This is a genomic window from Phenylobacterium sp. (assembly GCF_036563285.1).
GTDB lineage: Bacteria > Pseudomonadota > Alphaproteobacteria > Caulobacterales > Caulobacteraceae > Phenylobacterium.
Map to the genome: position 1 here is coordinate 225,419 of NZ_DATCMR010000002.1, position 22,813 is coordinate 248,231.

The 22,813-nt window shown below is 70.4% G+C and carries 21 protein-coding genes; 11 read left to right on the plus strand and 10 right to left on the minus strand.

Annotated elements, in window-relative coordinates:
• Positions 1–200: 200 nt before the first annotated feature.
• From VIL76_RS01325 to VIL76_RS01355, 7 genes are all read right to left on the minus strand, one after another.
• Positions 201–1,028, minus strand: coding sequence for a uracil-DNA glycosylase (locus VIL76_RS01325; protein ID WP_332043175.1), 828 nt, complete (start codon positions 1,026–1,028; stop codon positions 201–203).
• A 43-nt stretch (positions 1,029–1,071) separates the two neighbouring features.
• Positions 1,072–1,656, minus strand: a complete 585-nt coding sequence (locus VIL76_RS01330; RefSeq protein WP_332043176.1) for a hypothetical protein — start codon at positions 1,654–1,656, stop codon at positions 1,072–1,074.
• A gap of 43 nt (positions 1,657–1,699) precedes the next feature.
• Positions 1,700–1,897: a hypothetical protein gene (locus VIL76_RS01335; RefSeq protein WP_332043177.1), complete on the minus strand. Its 198-nt coding sequence runs from the start codon at positions 1,895–1,897 to the stop codon at positions 1,700–1,702.
• Between the two features lie 112 nt (positions 1,898–2,009).
• Positions 2,010–2,804 (minus strand): metallophosphoesterase family protein, encoded by a 795-nt coding sequence (locus tag VIL76_RS01340; protein WP_332043178.1) that lies wholly within the window; start codon positions 2,802–2,804, stop codon positions 2,010–2,012.
• Positions 2,801–3,523 carry a hypothetical protein gene (locus VIL76_RS01345; protein WP_332043179.1) on the minus strand — a complete coding sequence of 241 codons (723 nt, stop codon included), beginning with the start codon at positions 3,521–3,523 and terminating at the stop codon, positions 2,801–2,803. Before VIL76_RS01345 ends, VIL76_RS01340 begins: the two co-directional genes overlap by 4 nt.
• A 90-nt stretch (positions 3,524–3,613) precedes the next feature.
• The gene (locus VIL76_RS01350; RefSeq protein ID WP_332043180.1) at positions 3,614–3,784 is read right to left on the minus strand and encodes a hypothetical protein; all 171 of its coding nucleotides are present in this window, start codon (positions 3,782–3,784) and stop codon (positions 3,614–3,616) included.
• Positions 3,785–3,853: 69 nt separating this feature from the next.
• On the minus strand, positions 3,854–4,285 hold the full coding sequence (locus VIL76_RS01355) for a hypothetical protein (RefSeq protein ID WP_332043181.1): 432 nt from the start codon (positions 4,283–4,285) through the stop codon (positions 3,854–3,856).
• 173 nt (positions 4,286–4,458) lie between these two features.
• On the opposite strand from VIL76_RS01355, the gene VIL76_RS01360 reads away from it, so the two are divergent.
• The 5 genes from VIL76_RS01360 to VIL76_RS01380 are packed head-to-tail and all read left to right on the plus strand — an operon-like array spanning position 4,459 to position 11,407.
• Entirely contained in the window at positions 4,459–5,619 is a 1,161-nt protein-coding gene (locus VIL76_RS01360) for an LLM class flavin-dependent oxidoreductase (RefSeq protein WP_332043182.1), read from the plus strand.
• The gene (locus VIL76_RS01365; RefSeq protein WP_332043183.1) at positions 5,616–7,058 is read left to right on the plus strand and encodes a M20/M25/M40 family metallo-hydrolase; all 1,443 of its coding nucleotides are present in this window, start codon (positions 5,616–5,618) and stop codon (positions 7,056–7,058) included. The genes VIL76_RS01360 and VIL76_RS01365 overlap by 4 nt, the downstream gene beginning before the upstream one ends.
• Before the next feature lie 52 nt (positions 7,059–7,110).
• Positions 7,111–8,772, plus strand: a complete 1,662-nt coding sequence (locus VIL76_RS01370) for an electron transfer flavoprotein-ubiquinone oxidoreductase (protein WP_332043184.1) — start codon at positions 7,111–7,113, stop codon at positions 8,770–8,772.
• 48 nt (positions 8,773–8,820) lie between these two features.
• Positions 8,821–10,518 (plus strand): tetratricopeptide repeat protein, encoded by a 1,698-nt coding sequence (locus tag VIL76_RS01375; RefSeq protein ID WP_332043185.1) that lies wholly within the window; start codon positions 8,821–8,823, stop codon positions 10,516–10,518.
• A gap of 4 nt (positions 10,519–10,522) precedes the next feature.
• Positions 10,523–11,407 carry a 4-(cytidine 5'-diphospho)-2-C-methyl-D-erythritol kinase gene (locus tag VIL76_RS01380; RefSeq protein ID WP_332043186.1) on the plus strand — a complete coding sequence of 295 codons (885 nt, stop codon included), beginning with the start codon at positions 10,523–10,525 and terminating at the stop codon, positions 11,405–11,407.
• A 182-nt stretch (positions 11,408–11,589) separates the two neighbouring features.
• Here VIL76_RS01380 and VIL76_RS01385 read toward each other — a convergent pair whose 3' ends face one another.
• Both VIL76_RS01385 and VIL76_RS01390 read right to left on the minus strand, forming a co-directional pair.
• On the minus strand, positions 11,590–13,104 hold the full coding sequence (locus VIL76_RS01385) for an ammonium transporter (RefSeq protein WP_332043187.1): 1,515 nt from the start codon (positions 13,102–13,104) through the stop codon (positions 11,590–11,592).
• 27 nt (positions 13,105–13,131) lie between these two features.
• Complete coding sequence (locus VIL76_RS01390; RefSeq protein WP_332043188.1) at positions 13,132–13,470, minus strand: P-II family nitrogen regulator; 339 nt, start codon at positions 13,468–13,470, stop codon at positions 13,132–13,134.
• A gap of 397 nt (positions 13,471–13,867) precedes the next feature.
• Between VIL76_RS01390 and VIL76_RS01395 the strand changes: the two genes are divergently transcribed.
• From VIL76_RS01395 to VIL76_RS01420, 6 genes are all read left to right on the plus strand, one after another.
• Positions 13,868–14,659 (plus strand): fasciclin domain-containing protein, encoded by a 792-nt coding sequence (locus VIL76_RS01395; protein ID WP_332043189.1) that lies wholly within the window; start codon positions 13,868–13,870, stop codon positions 14,657–14,659.
• A 64-nt stretch (positions 14,660–14,723) separates the two neighbouring features.
• Entirely contained in the window at positions 14,724–15,068 is a 345-nt protein-coding gene (locus VIL76_RS01400; protein ID WP_332043190.1) for a hypothetical protein, read from the plus strand.
• Between the two features lie 164 nt (positions 15,069–15,232).
• Positions 15,233–16,117: a glycine--tRNA ligase subunit alpha gene (locus VIL76_RS01405; RefSeq protein WP_414695404.1), complete on the plus strand. Its 885-nt coding sequence runs from the start codon at positions 15,233–15,235 to the stop codon at positions 16,115–16,117.
• Positions 16,118–16,120: 3 nt separating this feature from the next.
• The gene (glyS, locus tag VIL76_RS01410) at positions 16,121–18,130 is read left to right on the plus strand and encodes a glycine--tRNA ligase subunit beta (protein WP_332043191.1); all 2,010 of its coding nucleotides are present in this window, start codon (positions 16,121–16,123) and stop codon (positions 18,128–18,130) included.
• A gap of 9 nt (positions 18,131–18,139) precedes the next feature.
• A complete protein-coding gene (ppdK, locus tag VIL76_RS01415; protein WP_332043192.1) occupies positions 18,140–20,836 on the plus strand; it encodes a pyruvate, phosphate dikinase in 2,697 nt (898 codons plus the stop codon).
• 102 nt (positions 20,837–20,938) lie between these two features.
• A complete protein-coding gene (locus VIL76_RS01420) occupies positions 20,939–22,186 on the plus strand; it encodes a hypothetical protein (protein ID WP_332043193.1) in 1,248 nt (415 codons plus the stop codon).
• Here the strand turns inward: VIL76_RS01420 and VIL76_RS01425 are convergent.
• Positions 22,183–22,776, minus strand: coding sequence for an exopolysaccharide biosynthesis protein (locus VIL76_RS01425; protein WP_332043194.1), 594 nt, complete (start codon positions 22,774–22,776; stop codon positions 22,183–22,185). The genes VIL76_RS01420 and VIL76_RS01425 overlap by 4 nt on opposite strands.
• Positions 22,777–22,813 lie beyond the last annotated feature (37 nt).

Genomic DNA, 22,813 nt, shown 5'->3' on the forward strand with positions numbered 1-22,813 from the left:
GCCGTACCTACGCGAAGGCGCTGAACTAGCGACATCCGGCCATTTTCGCGTCGCCTTGTCTAACGTGAGGCTAACGCGACCCTTTTTCTCGAACAGATTCCCGACGTTATGGACGGCTTTAACTATGATCAACCCGTCATCGCCGAGGCGAGAGGTCGCGGTTCGCCGCGGCGCAGGGGACATGACGTAAACGTGTGGCGTCAGTCCGGCCGGTCCGGGCGGTCCAGGCGCTCGGTCAGGGTGAGCAGGTCGGCCCAGGCGCGCTTCTTGGCGGCGGGCTGCCGCAGCAGGAAGGCCGGGTGGAGGGTCGGCATGGCCGGCAGCTCGTGCGCGCCGTCTGCTGAGCGCCATTCGTGCCAGCGGCCGCGCAGGGAGAGGATGCCTTCCTCCTTCTTCAGCATGGCCTTGGCCGAGGCCCCGCCGACCAGCAGCAGCATCTTGGGCTTCACGATGGCAATCGCCCGCTCGACGAAGGGGGCGCAGATCGCCTGCTCGGCGGGCGTCGGCGTGCGGTTGCCGGGCGGGCGCCAGAAGACGGTGTTGGTGATGAACACCCGCTCGGTCAGGCCCGCCGCCGCCAGCATCCTGTCCAGCAGTTGGCCCGCGCGGCCGACGAAGGGCTGGCCGGCGCGGTCCTCGTCCGCGCCCGGGCCCTCGCCGATGACCATCAGCGGGGCGTCGGCCCGGCCGCGGTAGAACACGGCCTGGGAGGCGGCCCCTTCGAAGCGCAGGCCGCAGCCCTCGAAGGCGGCGATGGCGGCGCCGAGCGCCTCGATGTCGGTGGCTTCCGCAGCCATGGCCTGCGCCTGGGCCACGGCGGCCGAGACGTCCGGCTGGTTGCGTAGGGTGGGCGCGGCCGGGGCAGGCGCCGCGGCTCGCCCCGGCGGCGGCTGCGGCGGAGCCACCTTGCCCGCCTCAATGCGGTCGAAGGTCTCGTCGAGCAGCATGCCGTCGACGCCAGCGTCGGCCCAGAAGGCGAGTAGGCTCTCGGCGATGCGGGCGTTGGACGGCTCGGCCGCGGCGGTCATGGCCCACTCATCGCGCGCCCGGGCCGCCTTGTCAGCAGGCGATCTAGTCCAGCGTCACCCGGCCGGCGAGCGGCTGGATGCGCACGGGCATCCCGTAGAGCGCCTGCAGGTCCCCGCATCTGGCCACCGCGGCGGCGAGCGAGGTGCGGTCGGGGGCGTAGACGTCCAGGTGGATGGTCCCGGTGGTCTCGTCGTAGCCCTCGCCCTGCAGGTCCGGGAGCATGGCGCGGAGGCGATGGGCCACCCGGAGGCGGATCGCCTCCACCTGCTTCAGGCTGTGCGGCGCGCCGTACTCGACGACCACCGGCACGCCGGCGGCGCGATCCCCCAGGCGCATGGGCGGCAGCGGGTCATGGCCGGTCACGCGGAACACCAGGCGCGGCCGCACCGGTTCCGCCGAAGCCGTGTCGACGTAGAGCCCGGCCAGCCGGTCGGGGTAGCGGGCGCGGACCTGCTTCACCAGCCACAGGCTGTCGGACCAGACCTCGCGATGGCGCCGGCTCTGCTCGGCCGTGCGTTCCAGCGGGGCGGGGGCGGCGAGGCACGTACCGCGACTCTGCGGGGCCGCCGACGCGCTCGTCGGGGGAAGGCCGATGAGAAGGATCGCGAGGGCTGCGGCGGGCTTCATCCGCCGATGGAGCCATGCGCGACGTGAAGCGGAGCTGAACCGCTCAGGAGGCCGGCGCGGCCTTTTCGGCGAGGGGCTCGAGCCACGCCTCGTCCTGGCTCCAGGGGTGGCGGACCTGGCAGGCGGGGCAGGTGTAGGACTGGCCCTCCAGCCGCACGATGCGGAAGGTCGAGGCGTCCATGGAGAGGTTGGTCGCCACGGTCTGGCCGCTCGCCGGGCAGGTCGTCAGGATCCTGGGCATGTCTCGGCTCCTCGCAGCATGGGCGGGAGCGCGAAGCGTCTCTCAGGCGCCAGCAGCCGGTACGAGCTGGCGATTTGCGGAGCATACACCGCCCGCCCCGCCAGCGATACGATCAAGCGTCGACCGTGAGCCGCCCGTTTGCCGCGCGGGTCGCCAGCGCCTCGAACGGCTTGCCGGCCTGCAGGAGCGCCCGCTCGCCATCCTCGAAGCGCATGGCGGTGAGCACGCCGGTGGCGAAGGCGCCGGTGTCCAGCCCGATGCGGTGCTCCAGGAGCTGCGGGCGCTCGTCGAACCAGGTGTGGCCGTGGACGACCACCTTCTCGAATGGTGTCTCGCAATCCAGGAACGGGCGGCGGATCCACAGCAGGTCGTGCTCCGCCTGCGCCGCCAGTGGCGCGCCGGGCCGCAGCCCGGCGTGCACGAAGGCGTAGTCGCCCACCACGGCCATCAGCTCCAGCCGCTGCAGCAGGCGCAGGTGCGCCGCCGGCATGCGAGCGAGCAGCTGGTCGCGCGCGTGGCGGAAGACCTGCGGGTCGTCGTGCGGCTCCGGCGGCTCCACGGCATAGGCGGCCAGGGTCTCCTGCCCGCCGTAGGTGAGCCAGCCGGCGGCCGCCTCGGGCGCGTCGAGGAAGTCGAGCATGGCCTGTTCGTGGTTGCCCTTGAGCAGGTGGACCTCGAGATCGCCGCGCTGCTTCAGCCAGACCATCGCCTCGAGGACCTTGGACGACTCCGGCCCGCGGTCCACGTAGTCGCCGAGGAAGATCAGCACCGGCCGCCGGCCGCGGGCGCGGAGGGCGTAGTCCTGGGCGATCGTCGCGAGAAGCTCCTTCAGCAGGCCGTAGCAGCCGTGGATGTCGCCGACCGCATAGACCAGTTGGCCTTCCGTGGAGTCGCGCGCGCCGTTCATCGGGCCCTCTTGGCGGCGAGCCGGTTGAGCTCCGCGGCCAGGGCGCCGTAGCCGGAGATCACCCGCGCCGGCTGGTCGTTGGCGTGGCGGCGCAGCGAGGCCCACCGGCTGCGGTAGGAAGCCAGGGTGGTGCGCGACACGCCGGCGCTGGTCGCCCTGGCGTAGGCCCGCCGCAGGCTGCGGTCGGCGGCGAGCACCTTGGGGTAGGCGCAGCGGGCGAGCGCGTCGCCGCGCAGGCTGCTGCAGCCCGTCACGCCGGAACGTGCGCGGGCGGGCGCGGCGGCCCGTACGGGGGCGGCCACCCGGGCGGGCGTCGCCTTCTTCACGGCCGGCGCGGCAGGCGCTGGCGCCGGGGCGGCGGCGACTTCCACCGGCTGCGGCGCGGGAGTAACGGGGGTCGCGGGCGGCGCCTGGACGATCACGGCGGGTGGCGGCGCGGGCGGCGGCGGCGGAGCGCGGGTCAGCACCGAGCCGATGGTCACGCCGGCCAGCACGCCCACGACGATCAGCCCCAGGGCGCCCACCGAGGCGCGCCGGGCGCGGCCGGAGGTCGCCACCGTGGTGAAGCTCTGCACCCGCGGGGCCGCGTCGGCAGGCGCGGCCGCCGGCTCCCGGAAGATCTCGCCCATGTCGGCGGAGACCGAGCGCGAGAGGCGCTCGAGGTCATGGGGCGCAGGCTCGTTCCCGACCAGTGCGGGCGTCAGCGCGTCAGCCGTCATGACGGTCTTAAGCCTCCAGTCGAGCGGCCCGCCCATCCGAAGCTTAAATGGATACCGCCCAGCTTCGATCCCGAAGCCGGCCAGGAACGCTCAGGGCTTGGGCTTCAGGTCCGGCCGGGAGGCCAGGAAGGCGGCTCGCTCCGCTGCGGTGAGCACCTTGGCCCGCTTCTGGCGCGAGACCTTCGGCGTCGGCGCGGCGTAGGTCTCGGCCTTGCGCGAGGTCTTCTGCAGGTCCGCGAGTTTCTTGAAGGGCGGGTTCATGGCCCTTCATGTCAGATTTCGCTCGCGGGCGGGGAAGAGAAGTCGCGGTGCGCGACGACTGGCCTCGGGTCAGCGCTTGCGGAATCGCTTGGCTTCCGCGGCCATGTTGGCGCCCCAGGGATCGGGGCGGTCTTCAGGGTCGGGCTGGAAGGGCAGGCTGCCGGCAACCCCGCGGACGGCGAGCCAGAGCTGTTGGTTGAAATGGCCCAGCACGCGCAGCGGCCGGCGCTTGTCGTCGGTGACGTCCCAGCCGGACGCCTCGAAGGCGTCCACCTGCTCGCGCAGCGGCCGGGTCTCGATTCCGTCCCAGTCGTCGGGCCGCGGCGCCGCCTCCGCCTGGTCCGCAGTCAGGCCGAAGGTGTCGACGGAGCAGGCGTCGATCTCCGGATGCTCGGCGCGCGCCTCCGGCTCGGCGAAGTCCCGCTTCATCACCGCCTTGAACTCCAGGTCGCGGACGCCGGGCAGGTCGATAAGGCGGCGAAGCGGCGGGCGGCTGGTCATCGACGAGCTATCGCAGACGCCATCGCAGCTTGCCAAGCCAATCCCCGCGGCGGGATGGTGCCGGAAAGAGGTTGGAGACACGCATGCGCTTCGGGATCTTCTACGAGCACCAGCTGCCGAAGCCCTGGAACGAGGGCGACGAGGCCAGGCTGTTCCACCAGGCGCTGGAGTAGGTGCAGCTCGCCGACCGGCTGGGCTACGATTACGCTTGGGAGGTGGAGCACCACTTCCTGGAGGAGTACTCGCACTCCTCGGCGCCCGAGGTGTTCCTGGCGGCGTGCGCCGCGCTGACGAAGAGCATCCGCCTGGGCCACGGCATCCGCCAGGTGATCCCCAACTACAATCATCCGGCCCGCACGGCCGAGGGCCTGGCGACGCTGGACATCGTCTCCAACGGCCGCCTGGAGTTCGGGATCGGGGAGGGCGCCACGCGCCTGGAGCTGGGCGGCTTCAAGATCCCCGCCAAGGAGAAGCGGGCGCTGGCGCTCGAGGCCGGCGAGCAGATCGCCAACATGATGGTGATGGAGCCCTATCCCGGGTTCGAGGGGAGGGGCTTTTCCTTCCCCTGCCGCAACGTCGTGCCGAAGCCGGTGCAGAAGCCGCATCCGCCCATGTGGATGGCCTGCACCAACCGCGACACCATCAAGGTGGCGGCGCAGAACGGCATCGGGGCGCTGGCCTTCTCCTTTGTGGACCCGGAGGAGGCCCGCAACTGGGCGGACATCTACTACGGGATCATCCGGTCCGATCAGTGCAGGCCGATCGGGCATGCGGTGAACGCCAACATCGCGATGGTGTCGAACTTCTCGGTTCACCCGGACCGGGAGACGGCGATCCGGCGGGGGCAGGAGGGCTTCGAGTTCTTCAGCTATGCGGTGAACGCGCTCGTTGCGCACGACGTGCTGCCGGGCCGCTCGCGGCTGTTCGAGGACTTCCAGAAGGCCCGCGCCATGAGCGACGACGAGCACGTCGCCGCCCGCAAGGCCAGCGCCCGCAACGCCAACGGCATCGGCACGCCTGACGACATCCGCGAGCACATCCGCGCCTTCCAGGCCGCCGGCGTCGACCAGGTGATCTTCCTGCAGCAGGCCGGCCGCAACAAACACGAGCACATCTGCGAGAGCCTGGAGCTGTTCGCGGCCGAGGTGATGCCGGAGTTCAAGGTCGAGGCGGCCGAGCGCGAGGCTGCGAAGGCCGCCGAGCTCGCCCCCTTCATCGAGGCGGCCATGGCGCGTAAGGACTGGATGAAGCCCCTTGCCGAGCACGAGATCCCGGTGGTGCCCGCCTCGCGCCCGAGGGCCGAGATCAACGTCAGTAGAGAGCCTGCCGAATGAGCGTCGCCGACTTCACCCCGATCGTGGACCCCAATGCGCTCGGCGAGTTCGTGGGTGAGGTCTGGGACCGGGAGATCGTGCCGGAGCTGGTGGACTACGTGGCCATCCCCGCGAAGTCCCCGCACTTCGACCACGACTGGGAGAAGAACGGCCACATCGACCGTGCGGTGGAGCACATGGCGCGGTGGGCCGAGGGCAAGCTCGCCGAGCTGCCGGGCGCGACGCTGCAGGTGGTGCGCCTGGAGGGCCGTACGCCGGTGATCCTGATCGAGGTCCCGGGCGCGGTGGACGACACCGTCCTGCTCTATGGCCACCTGGACAAGCAGCCGGAGATGATCGGCTGGGCCGAGGGGCTGGGGCCGTGGATCCCGGTCCTGAAGGACGACAAGCTCTACGGCCGCGGCGGCGCCGACGACGGCTATGCGATCTACGCCTCGGTGACCGCGCTGCTGGCGCTTCGGAAGCAGGCCGTCCCGCACGCCCGCGCGGTGGTGCTGATCGAGGCCTGCGAGGAGAGCGGCTCCTACGACCTGCCGGCCTACATGGAGCACCTGGCCGACCGTATCGGCACGCCCTCGCTGGTCATCTGCCTGGATAGCGGCTGCGGCAACTACGACCAGATGTGGCTCACCACCTCGCTGCGCGGGCTGGCCGGCGGCCTGCTCACGGTCGAGGTGCTGAACGAGGGCGTCCACTCGGGCGACGCCTCCGGGATCGTGCCCGACAGCTTCCGGCTTGCCCGCGCGCTCGTGGAGCGGATCGAGGACGACCAGACCGGCGAGGTCCGCCTGCCCGAGCTGAACGTGCAGATCCCGCCGGACCGTCGCACCCAGGCCAAGGTCGCCGCTGAGGCCCTGGGCGAGGAGGTCTGGCGCAAGTTCCCGTTCGCCGGGAAGACGCGGCCGCCGACCTTGGACGGTACGGAGCTGGTTCTGAACCGCACCTGGCGGCCGCAGCTGGCGGTGGTGGGCGCGGGCGGCCTGCCGGACCCGGCCAACGCGGGCAACGTGCTTCGGCCGTCGACCACCCTGAAGCTCAGCGTGCGCCTGCCCCCGACCACCGACGCCGATAAGGCCCAGGCGGCGCTAGCCGCGGCCTTGACGGCGGACGCCCCGCAAGGCGCCGAGGTCCGCTACGAAGGCAACCAGACCAGCGGCGGCTGGAACGCCCCGCCGCTCGCCCCTTGGCTGGAGGCCGCGGTGCAGCGCGCCTCGCAGGCGACCTTCGGCAAGCCCGCGGTGATGATGGGGGAGGGCGGCACCATCCCCTTCATGGGCATGCTGGGCGAGACCTTCCCCAAGGCCCAGTTCGTGATCACCGGCGTGCTCGGCCCGCACTCCAACGCCCACGGCCCCAACGAATTCCTGCACATCCCGACCGGCAAGAAGGTCACCGCCTGCGCCGCCCTGATCCTCGCCGAGCACGCCCAGCGCTCTTGACCGCCGCCACGTGTCGTCCCGATAAGACCCTCAACACGAGGGAGCCGGGCTGATGAGCGAAGACGTCGAACGCGAAGCGATGGAGTACGACGTCGTGATCGTCGGCGCCGGGCCCTCGGGCCTGGGCGCGGCGATCCGGCTCAAGCAGCTTTCGCCGGACCTCACCGTCGCCGTCATCGAGAAGGGCTCGGAGGTCGGCGCCCACATCCTCTCCGGCGCGGTGATCGACCCCAAGGGCCTCACCGAGCTCATCCCGAACTGGAAGGAGCTTGGCGCGCCGCTGGAGACCCCGGTCACCAAGGACACCTTCCAGGTGCTGGGGCCACAGGGCGACCTGGACCTGCCGATGTGGGCCATGCCGGGCTTCATGAACAATCACGGCAACTACATCGCCTCGCTGGGCAACGTCTGCCGCTGGCTGGCTGGACAGGCCGAGGGCCTCGGCGTGGAAATCTATCCCGGCATGGCGGCCTCCGACCTGGTGTTCCGAGAGGACGGCTCGGTGAAGGGTGTCGTCGCCGGGGTGTTCGGCATCGACAAGGACGGCAACCGCGGTCCCGACTACCAGTCGGGCGTCGAGCTGCACGCCAAGTACGTCTTCATCGGCGAGGGCGTCCGCGGCTCGCTGGCCAAGGTGCTTAAGGCGCGCTTCGACCTCGGCAAGGGCAAGGATCCCGAGAAGTACGGGATCGGCATCAAGGAGCTGTGGCAGATCCCGGGCGAGTGCTTCGTGCCGGGGCTCGTGGCGCACACCACCGGCTGGCCGCTGGACAACAAGACCGGCGGCGGCAGTTTCATGTACCACTTCGGGGACAACTACGTGGCCCTCGGCTACGTGGTGCACCTGAACTACAAGAACCCCTGGCTCTCGCCCTTCGACGAGTTCCAGCGCTGGAAGCACCACCCGGAGGTGGCCAAGTACCTGGAGGGCGGCAAGCGTATCGCCTACGGCGCGCGCGCCATCTCCGAGGGCGGCCTGCAGTCGGTCCCCAAGCTCTACTTCCCCGGCGGCGTGCTGCTGGGCGACAGCGCGGGCCTGGTGAACGTCCCGCGCATCAAGGGCAGCCACAACGCCATCAAGAGCGGCATGCTGGCCGCCGAGGCCGCGTACGCCGCCATCCAGGCCGGCCGCTCCGGCGACGAGCTCGCGGAGTACGAACAGGCCCTGAGCAGCTCCTGGGTCTACAAGGAGCTGAAGGTCGTCCGCAACGCCAAGCCGATGCTGTCGAAGTTCGGCACCATGCTGGGCGGCGCCGTCGGCATGTTCGACATGTGGTGCACCAGCCTGCTGGGCGGCTTCTCGTTCTTCGGCACCCTGCACCACGGCAAGTCGGACTCGGAGTCCACGGGCCTGGCCAAGGACTTCAAGCCGATCGTCTATCCGAAGCCGGACGGCGTGCTGAGCTTCGACAAGCTGTCTTCCGTGTTCCTGTCGAACACCAACCACGACGAGAACCAGCCGGCGCACCTGCGCCTGAAGGACCCGACCGTCCCGATCGCCAACAACCTGCCCAGGTACGGCGAGCCGGCCCGGCTCTACTGCCCGGCCGGCGTCTACGAGGTGCTCTACGACGACAACGGCCAGAACCCGCGGTTCCAGATCAACTTCCAGAACTGCGTCCACTGCAAGACGTGCGACATCAAGGATCCGTCGCAGAACATCGTCTGGACGACACCCCAGGGCGGCGACGGGCCGAACTATCCCAACATGTGACCTGCAGCCGCGCTTGTCGCGGCTGTCGGATACGCCCAAGGTCCGTTCATGCGCCTGAAGCTCCTCGTCGCCGCCGCTCCGCTCGTCCTGCTCTGCGCCTGCGCAGGCGCGCCACCGCAGGGGCAGATCGCCCGCAGCCAGATCGAGCCGAACTCGATCTCGCCCTACGGCATGTTCCTGGCCGGCCAGGCGGCGCTGAACGACGGCAAGAGTGGCGACGCGGCCCGGTTCTTCGACCAGGCGCGCGGTCACCCCGAGGCCGACGTCGTGGTGGCCGAGCGCGCCTTCCTGGCCGCGCTCCTGGCCGGAGACATCGAGAAGGCCGCCCAGGTCGCCCCCACCGGCGAGGACGCCTCCGAAGCCACCAAGCGGCTCGGCAAGCTGGTGCAGGGCGTCGAGGCGATCGCCGAGGGCAAGGGCAAGATCGCCCAGCCGGCGCTGACGCCCGACTCGGTCGCCTTTCCGCACCGCCCCGCCGCCGCGCTTCTGGCGCCCTGGGCCGCCGCGCTCAACGGCGACGTGGAAGCCTCGCTGACGCGTCCGGTGGTCCGCAACGACCGGCTGGTGGAGTACTTCGGCCAGCTCGGGCAGGCCCACCTCTTCGAGCGCGCCAAGCGCTACGACGAGGCGGAGACCAACTTCAAGGCCCTGACCGGCGGCGACGACCCCGCCGAGTTGGCGGTGCTGGCCTACGGCGCCTTCCTCGAGCGCCGCGGCCGTCGGCCGGAAGCCGTCGAGCTCTACGACCTGGCCCTGGGCCGCGAGCCCGCCAGCGTCGCCCTGAAGCAGTCCCGCCTGCGCGCGGCCGCCGGCAAGGCGCCCCCCGCGCCGCCGACCATCCGCGAAGGCGCGGCCTTCTCCCTGCTGGCGCCCGCCAGCAACATGATCCAGGCCAAGCAGACCCAGCTGGCGCTGGCCTACCTGCGGCTGGTGCTGCGGCTCGACCCCAAGCGCGACGAGGCCTGGGTGATGGTCGGCGACGTGATGCAGGCGGCCGGCGACACCGAAGCCGCCCGCGCCGCCTACGGCAAGCCGAAGCCGGGCTCGCCGGAGTATGGCGCCGCCCAGGCCAAGCTCGCCTGGACCTACCAGAGCGCCGAAGACCCCGAGACGGCCATCAAGCTCGCCCGCGCCGCGGCCTCGGCCGGGGACCCCGACGCCCGCCTCACCCTGGCCGACCTGCTCCGCGCCAACGAGCGCTACGAGGAAGCCGCCCAGCTGCTGACCGGCCTGATCAACGAGGACAAGAGCCCGGACTGGAGACTCTACTACGCCCGCGGCGTCTCGCTGGAGCGCCTGGGCCGCTGGAGCGAGGCCGAGAAGGACCTGCAGGCGGCGCTGAAGATCCGTCCCGACGAGCCCGAGCTGCTCAACTACCTCGGCTACACCTGGATCGACCGCGGCGAGCGGCTGAAGGAAGCCCTGGCCATGGTCGAGAAGGCCGTCGCCCAGAACCCCCGCTCCGGCGCCATGATCGACAGCCTCGGCTGGGCCTACTACCGCATGGGCGACTACAAGACGGCCATCCAGAAGCTGGAGCAGGCGGTCGAGCTGGAAGCCGGCGACCCGGACATCAACAACCACCTAGGCGACGCGTACTGGAAGGCCGGCCGCAAGGACGAGGCCGCGTTCCAGTGGCGGCGCGTGCTCACCCTGAAGCCGGACGCCAAGATCAGGGCCGAGGCGGAGCGCAAGCTGGCCTCCGGCGCCGGCCCCGACAGCCTGCCCGCCGTCGCCCGACAGTAGGCCCATGGCCGCGACTGCCTTCGCGCCGGCCAAGGTCAACCTGTTCCTGCACGTCGGCGCGCCCGGCGCCGACGGCTACCATCCGATCTGCAGCCTGATGGCCTTCGCCGACGTGGGCGACCGGGTCTCGCTGCACGCTGCCGACGCCTTCGAGCTGCAGGTGGTGGGGCCGTTCGCAGGCGAACTCACCTGGGGCGAGGAGAACCTGGTGGCCAAGGCCGCCCGGGCCCTGGTCCGCGCCGGCCGGCGGCCGGTGGCGCCGGTGGGGCTCACCCTGGACAAGCGGCTGCCGGTGGCGGCGGGCCTGGGCGGCGGCTCGAGCGACGCCGGCGCGGCGCTCAGGCTGCTGCACGAGGCGTTCCAGCTGCCGATGGACGACGCCGCGCTCGAGGCGGTGGCGGCGGAGCTCGGCGCGGATGGCGCGGCCTGCCTCTGGGGCCGGCCGGCGGTGGCGCAGGGCAGGGGGGAGCGGTTGTCCCCCGCGCCCGGCTTGCCGCCGATCGACGCCGTCCTGGTGAACCCCGGCGTGCCGGTCTCGACGCCGGAGGTCTACCGCCGCTTCGATGCGCTCGCCCGGTTCGGCGATGTCGAGCCGCCGCCGGCGCCGGACGCCTTCGAGGACGTCGTCGAACTCGCCGCCTGGCTGGCCACCCAGCGCAACGACCTGGAAGCGGCGGCGGTGGACGTCGCGCCGGCGGTCGGGACCGTGCTGGCCACCCTGGCCGACGAGCCGGAGACCCTGCTCGCCCGGGTGTCGGGCTCCGGCGGCACCTGCTTCGCGCTGTGTCCCGGCGACATCGAGGCCGAGGGCCTGGCGGAGCGGATCGAGGCGATGCGGCCCGACTGGTGGGTCCGCCGCTGCCGGCTGGGCGGGCCCTGGCCGGACTGAGCCGCGTGTCACATTCGGCGTCAGGGCCATTTGCATCACTGAGCGCGACAACTCTCGCAAGCCTCTAAGTGATTGTATTCACATGTTAAAGATCCTCTCGATAATAGCGTAGGCGCGGTCCTTCGCCAAAAGAAAACGGGGGCCCCGAAGGACCCCCGTTCCGTGCGCCACGAACGCTGCGACTAGACGTGGTAGGCGCGCTCGCCGTGCTCGACGATGTCGAGGCCTTCTTCCTCGGTGTCGGCGTCGACCCGCAGGCCGATGGTGAACCGGATCGCCGTGAACACGATGGCGCTAGCGACGCCCGACCAGACGATGGCCAGCGCCACGGCCTTGAGCTGGGCCGTGATCTGGAAGGCCGCGTCATAGCCGGTCGTGCCGTTGGTGAAGTCCACCACGCCCGCGCCGCCCAGGGCCGGGTTGACCAGGATGCCGGTGGCGATGGCGCCGACGATTCCGCCCACGGCGTGGATGCCGAACGCGTCGAGGCTGTCGTCGTACTTCAGCGCGTTCTTCACGGCCGAGCAGAAGACCACGCAGATCGGCGAGACGATCAGGCCCAGCACAATGGAGCCCACCGGGCCCGCGAAGCCGGCCGCCGGCGTCACCGCCACGAGGCCGGCCACCAACCCGGAGGCAAGGCCCAGCATGGACGCCCGCTTGCGGGTGACCCACTCGGTCATGGCCCAGGAGAAGCCCGCCGCGGCGGTGGCCAGCAGGGTGTTGACCATGGCCAGGCCCGCGTAGCCGTTGGCCTCCAGGTTGGAGCCGGCGTTGAAGCCGAACCAGCCCACCCACAGCAGGCCCGCGCCGACCAGGGTCAGGGTCAGCGAGTGTGGTGGGATCGGCTCGCGCCGGTAGTCCTTCCGCGCGCCGAGGATCAGTGCGCCTACGAGGGCCGCGACGCCGGCGTTTATGTGCACCACCGTGCCGCCGGCGAAGTCCAGGGCCCCGAAGGCCCAGATCTGACCTGCGCCGCCGGACAGGGCGTCCGCCGTCTGGCCGAAGGCCGAGGTCGCGCCCGCCCACCACCAGGTCATGTGCGCCATGGGGTAGTAGGAGAGCAGCGGCCACAGGATGGCGAAGGCGACCACCGCGCCGAACTTCATCCGCTCGGCCACGCCGCCCAGCACCAGGGCTGCGGTGATGCAGGCGAAGGTCATCTGGAAGCAGACGAAGACGATCTCCGGGATCACCACGTCGCGGGAGAAGGTCTCCACGTTGGTGAAGGCCCCGTCGGCGTTGAAGACCGCCCCGTTCAGGAAGGCCTTGGAGAAGCCGCCCACGAACTTGTTGAGTCCTCCGCCGTCGGTGAAGGCCAGGCTGTAGCCCCAGAAGGCCCAGGCCATCATGCCGATGACGGTCACGATGGAGACCTGCATCAGCATGGACAGCATGTTCTTCTGGCGGACCAGGCCGCCGTAGAAGAGGGCCAGGCCGGGCAGGATCATCAGCAGCACCAGGATGGTGGAGGTGAGCATCCAGGTGGTGTCGCCCTTGTCCGGCGTGGGCGCTGCGGCCGCCTCGGCGGTGGGCGCGGCGGCTTCGGCGGCAGGCGCCGGAGCGGCGGCGGCCACCCCGCCGGGCGCAGCGGCCGGCGCGGCCTCCTGGGCGAGGGCCGGCGCGGCGAGCGGGCCGGCCAGCATGGCCGCGGCGAGGGCGAGCCCCGCGAGCGGCTTGAACGACATGAGCTTCATCTAGCTATCCCCTTGAATTTCTTGTGGCTAGAGCGCCGAGGCGCCGGTCTCGCCGGTGCGGATGCGCACCGCGTCCTGCACGTCGAGCACGAAGATCTTGCCGTCGCCGATCTTGCCGGTGGCGGCGGCGGCCTTGATGGCCTCGACGGCCTTGGCCGCGGCGGCATCGTCGACCACCGCCTCCAGCTTCACCTTGGGCAGGAAGTTCACCTGGTACTCCGCGCCCCGGTAGATCTCGGTCTGGCCCTTCTGCCGGCCGTAGCCCTTCACTTCCGAGACCGTCAGGCCCTCCACGCCGGCCGCCACGAGCGCTTCGCGCACGTCGTCCAGCTTGAAGGGTTTGACGATCGCCATGATCAGTTTCATCCGCTCGCTCCCGCACGAGCCCCCTGGGCGGGGCCGGCCTGTCTCCAGTTGCTCAAAGGACCGACGCGGAACTCGCATCCCCCAATCGCGGCGGTCCCTGGGACGCTAGCCATCGCCCCGCCGAGGGGCGCGGGATGGGGGGCCGCGCTCGTGAAGAAAGCAGCGGCCGCGCAATTCGTGGGCGCAGGCTTGGCAGGGCGCCTCAAAAATGGGCGGAAGAGGCCCCCGGGCCGGCGCCGGAGGGCCTTGGCGAGGGCGCCGGAACCCGCCTATGGTCCCGCCGGTTTCACGAAACCGTGTCAACGGAACGTCGAGCTTGGCCATGCGTAAAGGGTGCGGACCGTCGCTCACGCGCACGCGTCCCTACGGGGCTGGGCTGCATCAAGTCGAGGAAACGATGCCGATCAATCGCCTACTGACCGCCGCCGCCGCCTCCGCCCTGGTGGCCGCCCTGGCCCTTCCAGCCGCCGCCCAGACCACCTCCACCGCCAAGACCGAAGCCGCCGCCAAGGCCGCCACCGGCAAGGCCACCTCCGACAAGCCGGCGGGCACGGCCGTCCAGGGCACGGCCAAGGCCGTGAAGGACGGCGCCGCCCCGGCCGCCGCAGGCGCCGGCGCGAACGTGCAGGCCACCGCTGCTGCGACGACTCCGGCCCCCTCGAACACCAAGGCCGTCGCCGCCCAGGGCGACCTGGTCGACACCCTGAAGCTGTCGGGCCAGTTCAACACCTTCGTGAAGGCGATCGACTCGACCAACCTCACGCAGCTCCTGAAGACCAACAAGAACCTGACGGTCTTCGCGCCCACCGACGCGGCCTTCGCCGCCATGCCGGCCGGCGAGCTCGCCAAGCTGCAGGCCGACAAGGTCGCCATGCAGAAGTTCGTCCTGCACCACATCATCAACGCGCCGGTGGACACCACCAAGATCAAGGGCGCCCGCGGCCCGGTGCCGTCCGGCGCCCAGGACAACATCCTGCTGGACGGCAGCGATGAGGCCGGGACCCTGAAGGCCGACGGCGCGACCATCGTGCAGGCCGACCTGAAGACCAGCTCGGGCATGCTGCACATCGTCGACAAGCCGCTGGTCGCCGGGGCAGGCGGCACTGCCGAGCCCGCCCAGGCGAGCGCGCCGGCCTCCACAGGCGCCGGGTCCGACGCTTCGGCGGCCGCGGCCAAGCCAAAAACCTAGGGAATTGAAACCTTCACTACGGGGTGGGGCTTTTCAGAAGAACGTCCACGAAGGAGTGAAGACCATGAACCTCAAGTATCTTGTCGGCGTTGCGGCCGCGGCGGCCCTTTCGGCCGGCGCCGCCTACGCGCAGCAAAGTTCGACGACGACCTCGACCACCACCGAGACCCCGGCGGCGTCGACCTCGAGCGACACCCAGTCGTCGGCGTCGTCGAGCGAGACCTCGACCTCGACCTCGACGAGCGTCAACAGCTCGACGGCCACCTCGGCCACGAGCACGGGCTCGAACGTCAGCGTGACCACCACGCTGGTGACCAACGGCCCGGTGCCCGACACGGCCGAGAACCGCGCCAAGTACGGCCAGCCCATGTCGCGCGCGGGCAAGCGCACGGCCGCGGCCGGCAACTAAGCATTCTTCGGGCGGCCCCCCGGCGCGCGGCGCGCGCCGGATTCTGAAAGGAAGACGAGCCTTCCAAAGGAAGGCTCGGGGCGCTTGAAGCCAAGGTCGGCGGGCCCTATGGTCCGCCGACTTTTTTTGCGCCTGCGAACAAGCCCTTCCCCCAAGTCCTTATCATGCCCGAAAAGCCCCTCTCGTTTCAGGACCTGATCCTGAAATTGCACGCCTATTGGGGCGCGCAGGGCTGCACGCTCGTGCAGGCCTACGACGTCGAGGTGGGGGCCGGCACGCTGTCGCCGATGACCGTGCTGCGGGCGCTGGGGCCGAAGCCCTGGAAGGTGGCCTACGTGCAGCCCTCGCGGCGGCCGGCCGACGGCCGCTACGGCGAGAATCCCAACCGGCTGCACCAGCACCACCAGTACCAGGTGATCCTGAAGCCGAACCCCGAGAACCTGCAGGAGCTCTACCTCGGCAGCCTCGAGGCGATCGGCATCGATCCCCTGCTGCACGACATCCGCTTCGTGGAGGACGACTGGGAGAACCCCACAGTCGGCGCCTGGGGCCTCGGCTGGGAGGTCTGGTGCGACGGGATGGAGATCACCCAGTACACCTACTTCCAGCAGGTGGGCGGCCTGGATGTGTTCCCGGTGGCGGGCGAGCTGACCTACGGCCTGGAGCGCCTGTCGCTCTACCTGCAGGACAAGGAGAGCGTCTACGACCTCGCCTACAACGACGAGTTCACCTACGGCGACGTGTTCCTGGCCAACGAGCAGCAGTTCTCCGCCTTCGAGCTGGAGGCCGCCGACGTGGCCATCCTGAAGCGCCAGTTCGAGGAGATGGAGGCCACGGTGCCGAAGGTGCTGGCCGCCCGCGGCCGCCAGGGCCAGGCGCTGGTGCTGCCCGCCTACGACCACGTGCTGAAGGCCAGCCACCTGTTCAACATCATGGACGCCCGCGGCGCGATCGCGGTCGCCGAGCGCCAGAGCTACATCGGCCGCATCCGCGACCTGTGCAAACAGTGCGCGGAGGCGTGGGTCGAGCAGTCCGGCGGGAACGCGTAACCCATGCCTCAGCTTCTGCTCGAACTGCTCTCCGAAGAGATCCCCGCGCGCATGCAGGCGCAGGCGGCGCGGGACCTCGAACGCCTGGCGCGCGAGAAGCTGGCGGCCGAGGGGCTGCTGCCCGAGGCGCTGACGGCGTTCGCAGGGCCGCGCCGGCTGACGCTGGTGGCCGAGGGGCTGCCGGCGGCGCAGGCGGATCGGCACGAGGAGCTGAAGGGCCCGCGCGTCGGCGCCCCGCCCCAGGCGCTGGAAGGCTTCTTGCGCAAGGCGGGGCTGACCCAGGACCAGCTCACCGAGAAGGACGGGGTCTGGTTCGCCCACGTCCACAAGGCCGGCCGCCAAACGACGCAGATCGTCGCCGAGATGGTCGAGGCCATCCTGCGCGGCTTCCCCTGGCCGAAGTCGATGACCTCCGGAGTCAGCAAGTTGCGCTGGGTGCGCCCGCTGCGCAGCATCCTGTGCACCTTCGACGGGGAGGTCGTGCCGCTGACGGTGGAGGACTGGACGGCGGGCGACGCCACCCAGGGCCACCGGTTCATGGGCGCCAAGCAGACCCTGCGCGCGCGCACCTACGAGCAGTACGCCGCGGCGCTCGAGAAGAACTTCGTCGTCCTCGATCCGGAGGAGCGCAAGCAGCGCATCGTCGAGGCGGCGCGCACCCTTTGCTTCGCCCGCAACCTGGAGCTGGTGGAGGACCCCGGCCTGCTGGACGAGGTCGCCGGGCTCACCGAATGGCCGGTCCCGATCCTGGGCGACATGGATCCCGTGTTCCTCGACCTGCCTCCGGAGGTGATCCGCACCTCCATGCGCGTGCACCAGCGCTACTTCGCGGTGCGCAATCCGCAGACCGGCAAGCTGGCCCCGCACTTCGTCGCGGTCGCCAACATCGACGCCATCGACGGCGGCAAGACCATCGCCCGCGGCAACGCCAAGGTGCTCTCGGCCCGGCTGTCCGACGCGCGGTTCTTCTGGACCGAGGACCGGAATACGCGGCTGGAGGACCGGTTGGAGAAGCTGAAGGGCGTCACCTTCCACGCCAAGCTCGGCACCATGCACGAGCGGGTGGAGCGGATCGTGGCGCTGGCCCGCGCACTGACGCCCTACGTCATGACGGCGGACCAGGTTCCGGAGAAGGTCGAACAAGCGGCCCGGCTCTGCAAGGCCGACCTGGTCAGCGGCATGGTCGGCGAGTTCCCCGAGCTGCAGGGCGTCATGGGCGGCTACTACGCCGAGGCCGAAGGGCTGGACACCGAGGTGGTCGACGCCGTGCGCCACCACTACCGCCCCCAGGGTCCGAACGACGCCGTCCCGGTGCAGGCGGTGGGCGCCACCGTGGCCCTCGCCGACAAGCTCGACACCCTGATCAGCTTCTTCGGCATCGACGAGAAGCCCACCGGCAGCCGGGACCCGTTCGCGCTGCGCCGCGCCGCCCTCGGGGTGATCCGGATCCTCATCGAGACCCGCACCCGGCTTCCATTGAAGAGCTTCGTCTCCGACGACCTGCTCGCTTTCTTCGCCGACCGGCTGAAGGTGCAGCTGCGCGAGGAGGGGCAGCGGCACGACCTGGTGGACGCGGTCTTCGCGCTCGGCGACGACGACCTGGTGCGCATCGTGGCGCGGGTGAAGGCGCTGGGCGGGTTCCTGGGGACCGACGACGGCAAGAACCTGCTGGCCGGCTACAAGCGCGCGGTGAACATCCTGCGGGCCGAGGAGAAGAAGGGCGCCCTGCCCACCGGGGAGCCTGCGGAGATGCCGGGCGCCCCTGCGGAAGAGACCGCGCTCGTCCAGGCGGTTGGCCGCGTCGAGTCCGCGGTCGACCAGGCGCTGGCGCAGGAAGACTTCGAAGGCGCCATGCGCGAGCTCGCCGGGCTCCGCGGGCCGGTCGATGCGTTCTTCGACAAGGTGCTGGTGAACTCGGAGGTCGCGGCGGAACGCGACAACCGGCTGAGGCTTTTGGCGAGGGTCCGCGACGCCATGGGGCGCGTGGCGGACTTCAGCCAGGTTACGGGGTAGAGAAGAGCGATGGCGACAGGCACGCTGACGAAGACGCGCTGGGTCTATGCCTTCGGCGGCGGGAGCGCGGACGGCGACGCCTCCATGAAGAACCTGCTGGGCGGCAAGGGCGCGAACCTGGCGGAGATGTCGTCGCTGGGCCTGCCGGTGCCGCCGGGCTTCACCATCACCACCGAGGCCTGCGTCCACTACTACGCCAACGAGCGCGCCTATCCGGCCGACCTGAAGGAACAGGTGGCCGCCGGGCTGAAGCGGGTCGAGGAGCTGACCGGCAAGACCTTCGGCGACCCGGCCAACCCGCTGCTGGTCTCGGTGCGCTCCGGCGCGCGCGCGTCGATGCCGGGGATGATGGACACGGTCCTGAACCTCGGCCTCAACGACGCCACCGTGGACGGGCTGGCCAAGCTCTCCGGCGACCGCCGCTTCGCCTTCGACAGCTACCGCCGCTTCATCCAGATGTACTCCAACGTGGTGCTCGGCCTCGACCACCACATGTTCGAGGAGATCCTCGACGAGCATAAGGAGCGGCTCGACGTCACCGTCGACACGGGCTTGTCGGCGGAAGACTGGGAAGAGGTGGTCGCCGACTACAAGCGCGCGGTCGAGAGCGACCTCGGCAAGCCCTTCCCGCAGGACCCCGACGCCCAGCTCTGGGGCGCGATCGGCGCGGTCTTCGCCAGCTGGATGAACGACCGGGCAAAGTTCTACCGGCGCATGCACGACATCCCCGAGAGCTGGGGCACGGCGGTCAACATCCAGTCGATGGTGTTCGGCAACATGGGCGAGACGTCGGCTACCGGCGTCGCCTTCACCCGCAACCCGTCTACCGGCGAGAACAAGCTCTACGGCGAGTTCCTGATCAACGCCCAGGGCGAGGACGTGGTCGCCGGCATCCGCACGCCGCAGGCCCTGACGCGGGCGGCCCGCGAGGAGATGGGCGAGAAGAACCCGTCGATGGAGGAGGCGCTCCCGGACGTCTTCGCCCAGTTCAAAGCCGTCGTGGAGAAGCTCGAGAAGCACTACCGCGACATGCAGGACATCGAGTTCACGGTGGAGAAGGGCCGTCTGTACATGCTGCAGACGCGCAACGGCAAAAGGACGGCCAAGGCCGCCCTGAAGGTCGCCGTGGACCTCGCCTCCGAGGGCCTGATCAGCCGGGAAGAGGCGGTGATGCGGGTCGAGCCACAGAGCCTCGACCAGCTGCTGCACCCGACCATCGACCCCGCTTCGAACCGCGACGTCATCGCCACGGGGCTTCCCGCGTCGCCCGGCGCGGCCACCGGCAAGGTGGTGTTCACGGCCGAAGAGGCCGAGAAGCTCGGCGGCTCGGGCGAGGCGGTGATCCTGATGCGCGAGGAGACCTCGCCCGAGGACATCCGCGGCATGGACGCCGCCCGCGGCATCGTCACCGCCCGCGGCGGCATGACCAGCCACGCGGCCGTAGTCGCCCGCGGCATGGGGCGGCCTTGCGTCTCCGGCGCCGGCGAAATCCGCATCGACAATAAGACCGGCGAGTTCCACTGCCGCGGCCGGACCTTCAGGAAGGGCGACGTGATCACCATCGACGGCTCGACCGGTGAGGTGCTGGCCGGCGCGGTGAAGATGGTCCAGCCGGAGCTCTCCGGCGACTTCTCCACCCTGATGGGCTGGGCCGACAGCCTGCGGCGCCTGAAGGTGCGCGCGAACGCCGAGACGGCGCTGGACGCCAAGACCGCCCGCGAGTTCGGGGCCGAGGGCATCGGCCTTTGCCGCACGGAGCACATGTTCTTCGACCCCGACCGGATCGCCGCGGTGCGCGAGATGATCCTGGCCGACGACGAGAAGGGCCGCCGCGCCGCGCTGGAGAAGATCCTGCCCATGCAGCGCGCCGACTTCGTCGAGCTGTTCGGGATCATGGAGGGTCTGCCGGTCACCATCCGCCTGCTCGACCCGCCGCTGCACGAGTTCCTGCCGCACACCGAGGAGGACGTGGCCTCCGTCGCCGAGGCAACCGGTCTCGATCCGGCCAAGCTGCTGCGCCGCGCCAAGGAGCTGCACGAGGTGAACCCGATGCTGGGCCACCGCGGCTGCCGGCTGGGCGTGGCCTATCCGGAGATCTACGAGATCCAGGTCCGCGCCATCGTCGAGGCCGCCTGCGAGGTGGCCAAGGCGGGACGCCCGGCGCCGATCCCGGAGATCATGCATCCCCTCGTCGCCAAGGGGGAGGAGATGAAGTTCCTGCGCGAGCTCACCGACCGCACCGCGAAGAAGGTGATCGAGGAGCAGGGCTGCACGATCGAGTACAAGGTGGGCACCATGGTGGAGCTGCCGCGCGCCGCCATCCGCGCCGGAGACCTCGCCGAGCACGCCGAGTTCTTCTCCTTCGGCACCAACGACCTGACCCAGACGACGTTCGGCATCAGCCGCGACGACTCCGGGCGGTTCCTGAACGCCTACATCGAGAAGGGCATCTTCGATAAAGACCCGTTCGTGAGCCTCGACCAGGAGGGCGTCGGCGACCTGATCCGCATCGCCACCGAGCGCGGCCGGGCGGTGCGGCCGGACGTGAAGCTCGGCATCTGCGGCGAGCACGGCGGCGACCCGGCGTCGATCCAGTTCTGCGAGAAGGTGGGGCTCGACTACGTCAGCTGCTCGGCCTACCGCGTGCCGATCGCGCGGCTGGCGGCGGCCCAGGCCGCCATCGGCGAGCGCGAGAAGGACGGCTAGGCTGGAGATCGCGCCCGCCCGGGCGGAGGGCGACGACCTCGCCTTCGTGGTGATGGCCAGGACCTGACGGAACAGGCGGGCGGCTCCCCGGTTAAGCTGCCCATGCCCCTGCACGAGAGTATCTTCCCGACCTTCTTCCTCTCCGGCTTCGAGTGCTCGACCTTCGAGTGGAAGGACGTCGGCCGACGAGACTGCTCGCAGGAGACGCTGCACCTGAAGCACGCGCACGAGGACTACGCCTTCCTGCGCAGGCTCGGCATCGGCGTGGCCCGGGAGGGTGCGCCGTGGCCGTTCATCGACAAGGGGAACGGACGCTACGACTTCGACTGCATCGACCCGCTGATCGAGGCCATGCACGCCCACAAGGTGCTGCCGATCTGGGACCTCTGCCACTACGGCTATCCGGACGGGCTCGATCCGTTCGGGCCGGACTTCATCCCGCGCTTCGCCGACTACTGCCGGGCGGTGGCGGAGTACGTGGTCCCGAAGCTCCCGGGCCCGCACTTCTTCACCCCGATCAACGAGATCACCTTCTTCGCCTTCGCCGGCGGGGAGTGGGGCTGGTGCGCGCCGTTCGGCAAGACGCGGCAATGCCGGTTCGACTTCCGCCAGCGGCTGTGCGCCGCCGACATCGCCGCCGTGAAGGCGATCCGCGAGGTGTGCCCGCAGGCCCGCATGGTGCACATCGACCCGCTGGTGAACGTGGTGGCGCCGCTGGACCGGCCCGACCTGATCCCTGCGGCGTGGAAGGAGACCTACGAGGACACCTTCGTGGCGTGGGACATCATCTCGGGGAAGCGCCACCCCGAACTCGGTGGGACGCCGGACATCCTCGATATCGTGGGGGTCAACTGCTACTCGTTCGGCCAGATGGAGTACCGCGAGCAGGGGCCGCACGCGGCGCTGCCCAGGGACGATCCGCGCATCGTGCCGCTCTGCGAGCTCATCAAGCTCACCTACGAACGCTACCGGCGCCCGATGATCATCGGCGAGACCAGCGGGCTGGAGGAGGGCCGCCACTTCTGGCTGCGCGACGTGATCCAGGAGGCCCTCGCGGCCGTCCACCAGGGCGTGGACCTGCACGGCGTGTGCCTGTTCCCCGCGGTGGACATGAAGGACTGGCACAAGGGCATCTGGGTCCACAACGGCATCGCCGACCTGGTCGAGGACCGCGGCGACCTGCGGCGCGTGCCGGTGGAGGCCTATTGCGCCGAGCTTCGCCGCTGGCAGAAGCGGTTGAACCGGGTGACCAGCCTGGACGAGGATCCGCTGAGCAGCCCGGTGGACCTGGAGGACATCGTCAAGGCCGCCCGCGAGCTGAAGCTGAGCGGCGACGCCAACTGGTCCTAAAAGGCGAACTTCCAGATCAGCAGCCCCAGCAGGCTGGTGCTGACCGCCAGCGCCAGCAGCACCACCAGCCCGTCCCGCGCGATCAGGCCCACCCCGAAGGCGAAGATCGCCAGGGACGGGATGAAGGCCACGAAGGGCAGCAGCTCCAGCGGCGGGACGCAGATCGCCACCACGACGCAGACGGCGGCCACGATCCGGTCGGCGAAGGGCATGGTGAGGCTCTGCAGTCTTGGGCGCACCATCCGGTCGACGATCCGGGCCGGCTTGCGGCTGATCTTGACCGCCTTCTGCACCCGCTCGGCGCGCACCGAGAGCTTCTCCAGGAAGCGCGGCAGCCAGATCGTCTTGCGCCCGAACAGCAGCTGCACGGAGACCAGCAGGGTGATGGTGGCGATCAGGGTCGGGGCGGTGGGGATCGCCGCCACTGGCGTCATGCCCAGCAGGCCGCCCAGCAGGAGCAGGGGCCCGAACGAGCGCTTGCCGACGGTCTCCACCAGCTCGCCCACGGAGACCTTGGCGCCGTTGCTACGGGCGGCCTTCTCCAGCTCTCCGAGGACATCCTCGAGATCCTGGGCCGGGTGCTCCGCCATGTCAGGTCTCCGTTCGCGCGTGAGCGGCGAACCGAGG